Raw genomic sequence first — 13,585 nt, forward strand, 5'->3', positions numbered from 1 at the left:
TTAGGTTTGCTGTCAAACCACAAAAATTAACGATAATTATCCATCTCTGTTCCTACAATCAGAGCGATTAAATTTAAAGGGTATCATTATGTCTGACAATAAAGTGTTCCACCTTGGTGTTAATAAAGCTGATCTTAACGGCGCTGAATTAGCGATTATCCCTGGTGATCCTGCTCGTGTAGAAAAAATTGCCAACCTAATGGAAAACCCTGAATTTCTAGCAAGTGCGCGTGAATACACAGTATACCGTGCGCAACTAGATGGTAAGCCTGTAGTTATTTGTTCTACTGGTATTGGTGGTCCTTCAACATCTATCGCAGTAGAAGAGTTAGCACAACTTGGTGTTAACACTTTCCTTCGTGTAGGTACAACAGGCGCTATCCAACCGAATATCAATCCTGGCGATATGATTGTAACAACCGCTTCTGTTCGTCTTGATGGTGCAAGTCTTCACTTTGCTCCAATGGAATTCCCAGCAGTTGCTGATTTCACAGTAGCAACAGCAATGAAGCAAGCGTGTGATGATGCTGGTGCAACAGTACATACTGGCGTTACTGCTTCAAGTGATACTTTCTACCCTGGACAAGAGCGTTATGACACATTCTCTGGTCGCGTTGTTCGTCGCTTCCAAGGCTCAATGAAAGAGTGGCAAGATATGGGTGTTCTAAACTTCGAAATGGAGTCAGCAACACTATTAACTATGTGTGCAAGTTCTGGTTTACGTGCTGGTTGTGTAGCTGGTGTTATTATTAACCGTACACAAAAAGAAATTCCTGATCATGCAACCTTGAAAGAAACAGAAGCTCGTTCAATTAAGATTGTGGTTGAAGCTGCACGTCAGATGCTAACTAAATAAGGCAGTATTGGTACTGTATTTAATTAACAGTACCAATAGCTTACAAAGCCGATGCTTATGATAAAGAGCATCGGCTTTTTTTGTGGTTCAGTTTTATCAATAGCGCTGGTGGTATGGTTAATATCGAAATAGAAATATTGTTATAGTAGTAATTGACTACTAATATATTAATGAGTTAGGAATTTAACCATTCATTTCTATTTAATGTAGAATAGTGATTCGTTTTGCTGAGTGAAATTATAAATATGATTGATTATAAAATTACATTTCCGAATGGACGTCAAGATACCGTGGCATTGCCTATTCACCCTGTATTACAGATGAAAATTGCCTATTTAGATGATGTGTTTGTTGTAAGAGATATTATTGCCACAGTGAATGAAAATTCAACTACTGTTACTTTAGTATTAGATGATGGTCAGCATCATACACAGAAGCCACAAGCTGCAGGGATTGTTTTTAATCGGCTTGGATAAGTGGTGTCAAACAGCATTAAGCGATAATCAATATTTAAGTAAAAAAAAGGTCTTCATAGAAGGCCTTTTTTTAATGCTAATACTTATGCTGGGTTATGTGCTTCACCACCGGCACCTTTAAGCCAATCATAAAGGTGAGTATATAAATCACCGAGTTGATCTGGACCAATAATCGCTAAGCCTAAATCTTGTGCGCGTACTAAATCGTGATGACGTAAAGGACGGAAACTGACTAGCATTGCACGTGCTTGTAGCCCACCTAGTAGGTCACGTAATGATTCAAGTTTATATAAGGTATCATCGCCATCATCACGCATACCTTTGGTCTTACATTCGATGATATGGAGCTTATTATTTACAATTGTTGCTACATCTAGCTCATTACGTACCTCACGCTCACCAATTTTACGGTAAACCTGTACGCCTAATGAGTGATCCTGAATGGTTGGTAATTCGTTTTGAATTGCACGAACTGTACTGTGAACTAAACTTTCTAACCACTCACCATTCGCAAATCGACGTGCTTCTTCATGTTTGAATGTCAAAATACCATCGTGGTATGTCGCAAGGCCTGTTTCTTCTAGATCGGTTAGTAACGTACCAAGTTCTTTATAACCTTGTTGTTTCTCACTGAGCTCAACATGTAATATTTGCTCTTTACGGCATGTTGTTGCGAGGTAATTAAGGGTGGCTAAACCTGGGCCTAATTCTAATGCAGAGCTTGCCCAACGTTGGCCTAATTCCCATAGCTGGTCGTTAAGCGATTCTGGCATTGGATTATCAGATAACTCACAGCGGGCGCCAAAGATTGTTAGGTAGTCAGTAATTTGGATACGATCTTGAACTTGTTGTTGCTCGCGGTCATTGGGGAATAACCAACACATTTCATCACTGAAAGGTTCAATGACATAGATAGGCCAATGGAAAGAGCGGAAGACTTCATAAGCTGATAATAGACGGTGACGCAAACCACAACTTGCATTAAACCACACATCACGACTGTCTTGCTTTAACTGGTCAGCAAGCTGGTTAAGACGTTGTCGAATTTGAGTGACATTAATAATGTCGGGAATAACGAAAAATTCAACAATAATGTTACGTGGAATCAAAATAGAAGCAAGTCGGTCGTATTGTTTTTGTTGTTTTTCAGTACCAATAAATACCATTTTATCGGCAGGTACTGCTTCGTCTAATAATGGAGTGATCAGGCGGACTGGATCCTGATCAATAATGCCAACGTGAGTAATCATAATAATCCTTAATGCGCCCTACATACGGGGCGTAATGTTGTGATGCGCATTAAATAAAAGAAATGAAAAGGTAAGCGTGCGCAGCACATCTATAAGGTATGTATATGAGGTTTTTTAGTGTGAAATTCAAGTCAAAATTTATAGACTAATTATTCTCATATAAATTAGGATTGTTACCTATTCATTTATTTTCTTTAATACACTATTTTTAGTCATTTTTTTTATATAATTAATGAGATTTTTTAAAATGCCATTGCAATTAATGGCATTTTTTTTGGTGAAAACATAGTTATCAATAATGGCTTACATGCTCGGTGGTGCTGGTAGCTGTGAAGCTAACAGCCAAATAGCGAGTACGAAGAAGATTAATCCCATAAATTTATGTTGGTTATTACGGAATTTTTCACTTTTTAGTAATGATTGACCAAAAACGCCAATGGTCGTCACTAGAAATAGATTAAATAATAGCCCTAAAACATTAAGCAGTAACCCAAGCACAAGCATTTGTTCACCGGATGAAGTCGCAACATGAGTTGAAACAAATTGTGGTAAGAACAGTACAAAGAAAATTAATGCTTTAGGGTTGAGCAGGTTAGTAAATACTGCGCGGCGATATAATGTTGATGCCATTTTATTAGATTGTTCTAGTTCTTGAGGTGCATCACTAGGGTGGCTGCGCATACAGTCCCACCCCATTTTCAATAAGTAAGCACCACCGACTAAACGTAAAACATGTAATGCGATTGGGTTCATTGCGATAAGAGCAGATACCCCAAGTGCAGCTAAAATAGTTAATAAAATACCGGATGTAGCATTACCTAGACTCGCATAAATACCGACTTTACGGCCATAAGTTAAGCTTGAACTTGCAATTAGCAGCATGTCTGGCCCAGGGATAAGCAGTAAGGCGATCACAGCAGTTAAGTAGAGAGGTAATATATTTAAATCAATCATGGTAAAAACAATATTGGAGTGTAGAAGTCTATATTTTACACAATAAAAAGTTTGATTCTATGGCTTATAAGTAATAGCTGGTGTTTTTTGCTTCATTGTGGTGTTTATGTGTATTAATTGTCTGTTTTTAGTTGTTTAGTCGTAAGAGTCTCGGGTTGAAGCAGGGGCTGTGGAGGTAAAAAGAGGACAATGAGGTATGAATGTTTAGAAAACTGATCACTGATGAGCGAAGGTGCAACCCAATAGAGTGATCAATTAATGGCTGTTTTTTGATCTATCTTGACTGTTTTTTATTATGCTTTATTGCTGTGAAAATGAAATCGCTCATGAAAGTAAGCTTTTAAATGCTCTTCCATATTGTGGACTTTATTATCAATTGCTTCACATAAAACAGCATCATTGTTCATGGCATTAACGCGATTAATGACCATTTCTTCGATGGCTGATTTTTGTGTTTCTGTTAGCTGTGGTTGTTGAGTTGTCATTTTTGTTTTTATCCTTAACGGTTACGATGGATTAGTAAAATATTTCAATATATGCATAGTATCGATATTTATTTAAAGAAGGAATATTTACAAAAATTGTTTACAGATAAAAATGGTTAAAGCGCATTATAAGGTGTGATTCAGTTCTCAAAATTGGACTTCATCGTGCGCATGGGTAGAATAACCGTCCATTAGATTGATACGTTTTTAAAGGCACGGTTATAAATGGGTAATAACGCGATGAGAAGTAACTTTGAGTTGTTAGCTCCAGGTGGCGATATAGAGTCGATTAAAGCGGCAATTGTAGCTGGCGCGAATGCTATTTATTGTGGCCTAGATAATTTTAATGCCCGTAATCGTGCAACCAATATTACTTTTGAAGATTTGAACGGTATTGTTCGCGTAGCGCATCAACGTGATTGTAAGATCTTTCTTACGCTAAATATTATGATTTTAGAAAGTGAGATTCCGGCAGTTATTCGGTTATTGAATAAACTGGTTAATACTAAAATTGATGGTGTTATTTTACAGGACTTAGGGCTATTTCACTTAATCAAGCAGCATTTTCCAACGCTTGATGTTCATGCGTCTACTCAAGTTAATAGCCATAATGAAGGCCAAATTTTATTTATGGGGCAGCTTAATGCGAGCCGTGTAAATTTATCGCGTGAACTTAATATTAAAGAAATAAAACATTTAGCGCAGTTTGGTCATCAGCATAACGTACTGATGGAAGTGTTTGTGCATGGTTCATATTGTATTGGCTTCTCAGGCTTGTGCTATATCAGTTCGGCTAAAAATGGTAATTCAGGTAACCGTGGTCGTTGTAGTCAGCCTTGTCGTGATCAATATCAGACAACTGCGGTGGGAAAAGATTACCCGCTTAATATGAAAGACAACTCGGCATTTTCAAATTTAGAAGCACTTGCAGATGCTGGTGTATATTCATTAAAGGTCGAAGGGCGGATTAAAAAATCTCACTATGTGTATACTGTGGTTGATAATTGGAGCCGCCAGTTAGACAACTATTGTAATCAAAAACCATTATTGGCAGATACACGTGAGTTATATACGGTATTTAACCGTGACTTTTCAAACTCATATTTAATGGGTGATATCAATAAAGCGATGTTTATTGATAATCCTCGAGATAACTCTGTCGATCACTTTGCACAGATTGCTGATGCTAAATCAGAGACTGCAATTCAGGCGGTTAAGCAAAAATTATATGACGATAAAACGACTATCATCCAAACTGTTGAAGAGCGAATTGCCGATTTAGACATTAGCTTATTAGCCTTAGAGTTGACGATTATAGGTCAGGTAGGACAACCGCTGGTTATTCGCGTAACAACGCCATTGCAGCAGTTTGAAGTAGCATCAATATCGTTATTACGACAGTCTGAGAATACTGTGCTTGATAGTGATTGCTTTGAAAAACGCTTCCGTAGCTTAAATAACGGCGAATACTTGCTAACACCGATGAATTTAACCCAGTTAGCAGATAATGTAGTGGTGCCGTTTAAAGAACTAACGATGATGCGCGATCAGATTACGTGTGTATTAAATGGCGATCAACCACTAGTGGAGCCGTTTGAATTACCAAAAGCTGTGCGAGCGCCACAACCAGCACTAACACCGTCGCTATCAGTGTTGATTGCTAATCCTGCTGATATTGACGCGGTGAGCCAACCAAATACTGCGGTGTATTATCAGTTGCCAGAAGCTATGGCGATGGAAGGGCTAAAGTTAGTTTCTTTGTTCCAACAAAATCCGCATTTGGTCCCTTGGTTCCCAGCAATTTTGATTGGTGACAATTACCAAGCAGCAGTGACGTTTCTAGAGCAAGTAAAGCCATCACGTATTGTGACTAACAATAGTGGTGTCGGTTATGCTGCACATCAATTAGGTTTAGAGTGGGTAGCTGGCCCACAAATGAATATCAGTAATGGTTTGAGCCTTGAATGTTTACAGCAGGAATTTGGTTGTGTCGGGGCGTTTATTTCTAATGAGATCAAACGTTCTCAGATCAAACCAATAACAGTACCGACTGGATTTGAGGTCTATTACAGTATTTATCATCCAATGATGCTGTTAATGAGCCGTCAATGTTTATTCCATCAAACCGTTGGCTGTAAAAAGAAGCGTTTTGACGATAAATGCTTACGCAAATGTGATAAGTCTGCATCGATCATTAATCTTACTGAAGCGTCGTTTGTGGTTGATAAACAGCGTGGTGATCACAATGCGTTATATAACCCTGAGAACTTTTTAAACTTGGATATTGTGGCTGAGGTTAAAGATAAGTTTACTGGCTTTATGGTGGATTTACGCGATATTAAAACTGATACCCAAGTGACAGTAACTAAAGCGGAATTGACGACGTTATTTAATCAGTATCTTGTGGGTAATAATGAACTTACGCGTAGTGAAATTGAAGCTGCCATTATTGGTCATACCTGTAATCAGTACACCAAAGGCTTGTAATCAATTCTTGTGACAATAAAAAGCCCCGTAGGATATATTTCCTACGGGGCTTTTTTGTGGGCTACAACTATGAGTTATTAGCCTTTTTTCGCATTCTTTTGTAGGAAATCAAGTACAAGTTGACGATCTTTTTCATTTAGACCTGCACGTGGGAACATACTGTTAGTAATACCTTTCCACTGCTTGTAAGTGAAATCACTTGGATGTGGTGCTGCGTGACAAAGAGTACAGCTACCATAGAATAATTTCTCACCTGGCGTTTGAGCTGGACCTTGTTCTGCGGCAACAGCTTTCAAGCGCTTACCAAGTTGTAGTGACCAGATATCAACTTTAAAGTCTGATTTTACAATCTTAGGTGGCATGTAAGCTTGGTTTGGAGTTTCCGCGTCAGTACATTTCTTAAAGTAAGCCAAACAAGTATTTGCACTGGTTGCCTGTGCTAAACCACTGGTTGGTTGACTACTTGTTAGCATGTTGATTGAGCCAGAGTTACAGCGGCCTTTGCTATCAAGTTGTAGCCATGCACCTTCGTGAATGTAGATAACACCAGGCATTGCTTCATCAGTGATACGCGCACCAGCAAGCAGAGTACCACGCTCGTTATATACTTCGACTACATCGCCATCTTTTACGCCACGCTCTTTAGCATCGTCTTTGTTAATAAGAACGATTTGACGACCGTCAACAGATTCATAGCTGTTGACATCAGCATTTGCCATTTGTGAGTGTAGACGCATCCATGGGTGTGGGCTTAGTACGTGAACTTGACCTTTCTTAGCATTACCTAGCCATTCAAATGGTGGAATCCATTGTGGCATCGGTGGACAATCTTTTGCTTTAAATCCAGCCAGTGTTTCACTGTAAAGCTCAATTTTACCACTTGGTGTATGCAATGGATTTTTATCAGGATCTGCATAAAAATCACCGTGACGAACAAAGCTGTTAGCAACGTCAGGCGTTGAAACGTGAGTGATACCATTTTGCCAGAATGTTTTAAAATCTTCTGTCGCATCAGATGCTTCGTAAGAGGTTTTAACATGTTGGTACATTGTTTTACCTTCGGTAAATTCTTTATGTACGTTAAACATGAAAGCAAGGCGTGAGAAGATTTCGTAATCATCTAAGCTCTCACCTACAGGCTCAATAACCTGACGCATTGCGTAGATTTTGTTATTGCTGTAAGTACCGCCAGATGAAATATCATCACGCTCAAGAGTTGTTGTAGTTGGTAGTACGATATCTGAGTATTTTGCAGTCGCACACCACCAAGGTTCATGACAAATGATGGTATCAATATTATCGTTAATCGCTTTGATTAACTCATTGGTATCTTGTTGGTGAGACAGTAAGTTATTACCTGCGTTGTAGATAAGCTTTGCTTTTGGCAAGGTTAGGTTTGAACCGTCACGTGTGTATGCTTTGCCTGGGTTTTTCAGCATGTCTGAAACCATGACTACAGGACACGTCTTAGTGATTGGGTTACGACCTTGGGATAAACCAATAGGCATACGTTTACCAGATGCTGGCATACCACCGTTACCATAGTGCCAGCTAAAGCCAGCACCTTCGCCTGGCTTACCAATTTTACCAGCAATTGCCGCAAAGTTGATAATAGACCAGTGGATCATTTCACCGTGATCTGCACGCTGTAGCGCCCAACCCGCTGCAATTTGAGTACGTTTTGTCACACACAATTCAGCTAATTCTTTGATTTTCGCCGCTGGTAGACCTGTAATTTCTTCAGCCCACTCAGGTGTTTTTTCAACACCGTCTTCAGTACCGTCTAAATAAGCAAGGTATTTATCAAAGCCAACGGTATATTTTGCTAAGTAAGCTTTATCGTTTTGGCCAGTCTTACATAAGTGGTAAGACATCGCAGTAAAGAGTGCAGTATCCGTGTTAGGGCGGATATTAATCATTTCACTGCCAACAGCTTTATCTGTTTGGGTTTGTTGTGGGTTAATAGAGATAAATTTAATCCCTTTCGCCTTAAACGCTTCCCAGTGCTTTTGCATTGAGTGGTCAGCTACACGGAATTCTACACGGTTAGTTTTCCAAGGATCACAGCCAATAAACAACACTGCTTCAGTGTTCTTTTCAACAATTTCCCATGCGGTTTGTGGAGAATATACTTCCATGTCACCAATAACGTGTGGAAGGATAACTTCTGAAGCACCTGCAGAGTAGTCGCCTGCACAGATACTTTGACCACCAATAAGGTTAAAGAAGCGACCTTGTAGTGTCTGAGGACGGTTAACACCACAATGTGACCAACCACCATATGAAGAACTGAATAGTGCTTCATTACCATGTTTTTCAACGGTACGTGCAATACAGAAAGCAGTTAATGCAATCGCAGTATCCCAATCGACGCGTACAAAGGGTTCTTTACCGCGAAGGTGAGGATTATGATTGCCTAATGGATCTTCTAATAGTGATTTACGTACCATTGGGTATTTAATACGAGTATCGCTATAGGTACGGCTTAATACGCCTTTAGTTAACATTTCTGTTGGAAATGGGTCAACATCATTGATTGGTTGAACACCGATTAACGTACCGCTTTTAACGACTGCTTTAAAAGGACCATAGTGGGTAGCTGATGGAATAGTAATTGTATCAGAAGCAAATACTTTGCCAGCAGGGAAAAGGGTGAGTCCGTTAGCAGCGATGGCCGTTGCTACTGAACCTTTTAAAAAGTTACGACGTGATAGGGTCATGTTTATATTCCGAAGACAAACCGAATGAGTAAGCATTTAAGCGGCATAATAACCATCTAAATATTAGTCGGTATAGTGATCTATTATTTGACTTATTTCTTGATAGGCTACACGTAAATATAAAATATATTAGGTTGCTAAATGGAAAATAAGTTACCACAAAAAAGTACTTAGAAGTTTAATGTTTAATGTTCAATGTAAATAGCATAATGATTAGCACAATAATCATTATGCTAACTGATAACTATTATCGATACTGAAATTTACATGCATATTATACAGTATGGTCAACGGTATTGGTGTGGGTATGCTTTTGTTTTATAATGTATTTGTAATTTTCAATTTTGATTATTGTTGATTGTGTTTCTTATTGGAAAACACTGTTTACGTAATAACTATATTTAGTGTACTAAATAAATGTATGCTTATATCGATAGCATTAGGTCAATATGTCTAATTGTGTCTAATATATTTATTTATGTGAATCTGTCGCGTTGCCCTGTTCATATTCAAATGTTAGTTTGTGCGCAACACTTTTTTTAACGTTGTTTTGACGTTTAATTCATTTTGGACCATCCATGAAGAAGCTATGGCGTTTTTTAGTAAAGCCAAGTAGTCGCTATTCTGTTCTAGCGATTGCTGTTGTCTGTGTGATTATCACACTGGCAGGCGTGTTTACCTTCCACGAATCGATAAAGTTTAGTTCGACTACAGAGTTTTGTACTTCATGTCACTCAATGAAAGAAAACTACAACGAATATAAAACCAGTATCCACTATAAAAATGCATACGGCGTACGTGCCGAATGTCGTGATTGTCATATTCCAGAAAACGATCCAATTGCTTTCATGAAAGCGAAATTGGGTGGCGTTGGTGATATTTACAGCGAATTTATCAGTAAAGATATCGATACGCCGGCGAAGTTTGAAGCAAACCGTTTACGCATGGCGCAAAATGTTTGGCGCATGATGGCGGAAACAAACTCAGCAACGTGTAAGAGTTGTCACTCATACACTGCAATGGATCACGCTAAACAGTCTCCAGCAGCAGCAGCAGCAATGACTGGCGCAGCAGCAAAAAATATGAACTGTATTGAGTGTCATAAAGGTATTGCGCACCAGTTGCCGCATATCAATAATGATTTCCAAGCGACGTTTAAACAGTTAACAATTAACGCTGGTGAAGCACCTGCAACTAAGACGCTTTACACATTAGCATCTAAGAAATTGTACACCACTGATTCAGCATCAGGCGATGAACAAGGCCAGTTATACCCTGCATCAGAAGTACAAGTACTTGGTACTAGCGGCGACATGCTTAAAGTACAAATGACTGGTTGGCAGCAACAAGGTTCAACAACAGGTATGCTTGTTCAAGATATGGCTAAGCAAATTCAAACAGTATCATTGAATGCCGATTTACAAAAATCAGCGACTATTTTAAATACAGTGAAAGCTGACAATGGTCAGACATGGCAACAAGTACAAGTATCTGCATGGATTACGCAACGTAATATGCTAGCAAGCATTAAACCTATCTGGGCTTACGGTAAAGAAATTCTTGATGCTACATGTAGTCAATGTCACGCAATTCCAGATCCGAAGCACTTAACTGCAAATGGTTGGGTTCAAGGTCTAAAAGCAATGCAGCAATATTACATGCTGAATAAAGATGAAGAGCGTACCTTGTTGAAGTACCTTCAAGATAATGCAAAAGATGCACCTGTGGCAGCACCACAAACTGCACAATAAGCATTGATATATAAACTCTCAATTATTTGAGTGATTAAAAAAGCCTGCGTTTAGCGCAGGCTTTTTTGTGGGAGTCAGTTTTAGTTATTAAAAAGCATAGTGTTGATTAAGTTTATAAGCACATATAGATTCTTAATTGGGTTCGAAACTTTGCTGTAATAACGCTGGAAAAGACTGTGTTGGTAAGCAATGGTCGTGGTATAAGCGTTTGTTAGAGAGTGACAATAGTGAGAGCGTAGCATGTAGTCTCTCGAAATGAAGGCGTAATATGGAAGCCTGTATTACGCCATCTCGGGAAGTGAATAATAAACTTATCTGTGACCCATTTATTCCACAATTGAACGTCAAGTTGAGCTATCTAGTTTTCTTGCTCATTAATGACTATGTGAAATCCTGTAATTAAACAGCCGCTACAGTTGGGTGCGTTTTAGGTGCAAGGTTATCTCCTAAGCCATGTAGCTCAGGTAACATACAGTGAATTAAATGAAGTTGCTGTAATACCATTCTAATCGAGGTGCAATCTTCTTCTCGCCATTGACCTAATCGTTGTTCTAAGTTGAGGTTTAATGATGGTGATGTTTCGACCAATGCACCATTAAGTTGCGCTGAAATACATTCTAAATGATTATGAATAATGCGGTGAGCCTCTGATACTAATTGATGAGTTTGATCATCTTGAAGTTGAGTGCGATGTGCTCCTAACGCTGATATATAACTTAGCATGGCATGGTTTAATGTTAGAAAACGAAAACTATCATCAGTATTTATTTGATACTTTCCAGGTTCCGCTAGCATATTATTGATAGCCGTACTTAGCTGCGCGTCTTTGTTATGGGCATCGCGACGGGCGATACGATAATTCATATTGTCTCTTTTACCGATGCGATATTGGGCAATAATCTGCGCTAAATAATCTTTATTGGCACTAATCGCGTCAGCCATTACTTTATGTAATCGCTTTGATTCCCAATCCGGTAAAATAAAACTTACCGCAAGTACTGCTAATAAACAGCCGAGCAAGGTGTCACCAAGGCGCGGTAAAATAACCGCAAATCCTTCTCCTAGCTGATTAAAACAAAAGAGCACTAACAGGGTAATGAAAGCCGTTGCCCAGTCATATTTAACGGTTCGAAATGCGAAGAATAATACTCCCATTAAGACCATCAGTACTAATTGACCTTCTTGTCCTGGAAATAAGTACAAGAGCGGTATACCTGCAAGTAAACCGCCTAAAGTACCAATAACCCGTTGTACTAATTTCTGACGGGTTGCACTGTAGTTAGGTTGGCATACAAATAGAGTGGTTAATAGGATCCAGTAGCCACGTTGAAGATCAAATACCTGAATACAGCCATAGCCAACAATCAGCGTGATCCCTAATCGAATCGCATGGCGAAATAACATCGAGTCAGTATTAAGCTGGGAAGAGATACGTTTCCACATTTCTTTTATACCGTGCGCTTCGGTGTCAACTAATTCAATATCCGTATGCTGCTCAACATTTTCAGCATCTGGATTGTTAATATTTTGTAATTGGCGTTCTACCGTAGCAAGGTTATTAAATAAATAATCAAGCTGATTAAGGAGAAGCCACCATTGGGGGTTATTTTGCTGTTTTAGATAATTCAGTGATTGTTGCAGTTCATCTAAGGCATTGATTGAGTCAGAGCCATGGTTATAAGCTTTACCTTGTTTGAGCGCTTCGGCGATGCCATGGCAGGCTATGGCTTGCACATGTAATAAGCGTTGAAAGCGAAACAAGACATCACTGCGCCGAAAGGCTGATGCGAGTTCACGGTAACGATAATGGGATGAACTTGCACGCTCATGAATATCTTGTGCGATAAAATAAATTTTAAGAAATTTATCACTTTGGCCACGACCCGCACGATGCAGGAGGGTCATTTTTACCGCGTTTAAGGCGTTAACCACTTTGGCATTTTGCTTGGCGGCTTGAATGCGAACTGGGTGTGAAGTGAGATCAGTTACCGGTTCAAAGAGTTTGCTTTTATTATCGAGATAATAGCCAAACTCAGTGAATACATTAGCTAGACCTTGTTGAACGGGTTGATTGGGCCATAAAACATGCCATAGCAGCGATAAGATCCCATACCAGCACGCACCAGCTAAAAGTAGCATTGGCTGATACCAAAGCTCAGAGCTACTATTTGCACCTAACATGGTGTAAACCGCAAGCAGTAATGAGGCAAAAGCGATGTTGGCATAACGAGGCCCCATCGCTCCCAGCATAATAAAGCCAAAAGTCGAACAAAATAAACCGATTGCAAATAAAATGGGGTAGTCAAATAAGACTTCAATAGAAAGGGATGCAATCAAAAAACAAACGAGTGTAATAGTAAGGCCTTTAATGCGACCGGTTAAATTATCATCAGACTCAGCAAGTGCTGCTGCAATAATACCGAGCACTAATGGCGTGACCGCGTGGTTTTCTCCAAGATACCAACATGGCAACACTGCACCAACTAAAGCAATGAATACTCGAATTGAGTAATTGATGCGATCATTGACCCAGTAGCTGCGGAAGTTTACATGTAACTCTTTAGTTTGCATGGATATTAACAATCTTCTGATAATAATGAGTATAG

General features: G+C 39.2%; 9 protein-coding genes. 4 read left to right on the plus strand and 5 right to left on the minus strand.

The window, feature by feature from the left end; genetic code table 11:
* Positions 1-88: 88 nt before the first annotated feature.
* Together udp and PPBDW_RS05675 are read left to right on the plus strand one after the other, a co-directional pair.
* Positions 89-856 (plus strand): uridine phosphorylase, encoded by a 768-nt coding sequence (udp, locus tag PPBDW_RS05670; protein ID WP_036793970.1) that lies wholly within the window; start codon positions 89-91, stop codon positions 854-856.
* Positions 857-1,101: 245 nt separating this feature from the next.
* Positions 1,102-1,332, plus strand: coding sequence for a hypothetical protein (locus tag PPBDW_RS05675; protein ID WP_036793972.1), 231 nt, complete (start codon positions 1,102-1,104; stop codon positions 1,330-1,332).
* Between the two features lie 83 nt (positions 1,333-1,415).
* On the opposite strand, the gene PPBDW_RS05680 is transcribed toward PPBDW_RS05675, so the two are convergent.
* The 3 genes from PPBDW_RS05680 to PPBDW_RS05690 form a co-directional block, all read right to left on the minus strand.
* Entirely contained in the window at positions 1,416-2,582 is a 1,167-nt protein-coding gene (locus PPBDW_RS05680) for a Card1-like endonuclease domain-containing protein (protein ID WP_036793974.1), read from the minus strand.
* Between the two features lie 303 nt (positions 2,583-2,885).
* Positions 2,886-3,536: a LysE family translocator gene (locus PPBDW_RS05685; RefSeq protein ID WP_036793975.1), complete on the minus strand. Its 651-nt coding sequence runs from the start codon at positions 3,534-3,536 to the stop codon at positions 2,886-2,888.
* Positions 3,537-3,829: 293 nt separating this feature from the next.
* The gene (locus PPBDW_RS05690) at positions 3,830-4,021 is read right to left on the minus strand and encodes a hypothetical protein (RefSeq protein WP_036793976.1); all 192 of its coding nucleotides are present in this window, start codon (positions 4,019-4,021) and stop codon (positions 3,830-3,832) included.
* Positions 4,022-4,261: 240 nt separating this feature from the next.
* On the opposite strand from PPBDW_RS05690, the gene PPBDW_RS05695 reads away from it, so the two are divergent.
* Positions 4,262-6,508, plus strand: coding sequence for a peptidase U32 family protein (locus PPBDW_RS05695; RefSeq protein WP_036796303.1), 2,247 nt, complete (start codon positions 4,262-4,264; stop codon positions 6,506-6,508).
* Between the two features lie 77 nt (positions 6,509-6,585).
* Here the strand turns inward: PPBDW_RS05695 and PPBDW_RS05700 are convergent, their stop codons facing one another.
* Positions 6,586-9,228: a molybdopterin-dependent oxidoreductase gene (locus PPBDW_RS05700; protein WP_036793977.1), complete on the minus strand. Its 2,643-nt coding sequence runs from the start codon at positions 9,226-9,228 to the stop codon at positions 6,586-6,588.
* Between the two features lie 578 nt (positions 9,229-9,806).
* Between PPBDW_RS05700 and torC the strand changes: the two genes are divergently transcribed.
* Complete coding sequence (gene torC, locus PPBDW_RS05705; RefSeq protein ID WP_036793978.1) at positions 9,807-10,979, plus strand: pentaheme c-type cytochrome TorC; 1,173 nt, start codon at positions 9,807-9,809, stop codon at positions 10,977-10,979.
* 399 nt (positions 10,980-11,378) lie between these two features.
* Here torC and yccS read toward each other — a convergent pair whose 3' ends face one another.
* Positions 11,379-13,550, minus strand: coding sequence for a YccS family putative transporter (gene yccS / locus PPBDW_RS05710; protein WP_036793979.1), 2,172 nt, complete (start codon positions 13,548-13,550; stop codon positions 11,379-11,381).
* Positions 13,551-13,585: the final 35 nt, after the last annotated feature.

Origin of the sequence: Photobacterium kishitanii (assembly GCF_000613045.3) — a bacterium.
Lineage (GTDB): Bacteria > Pseudomonadota > Gammaproteobacteria > Enterobacterales > Vibrionaceae > Photobacterium > Photobacterium kishitanii.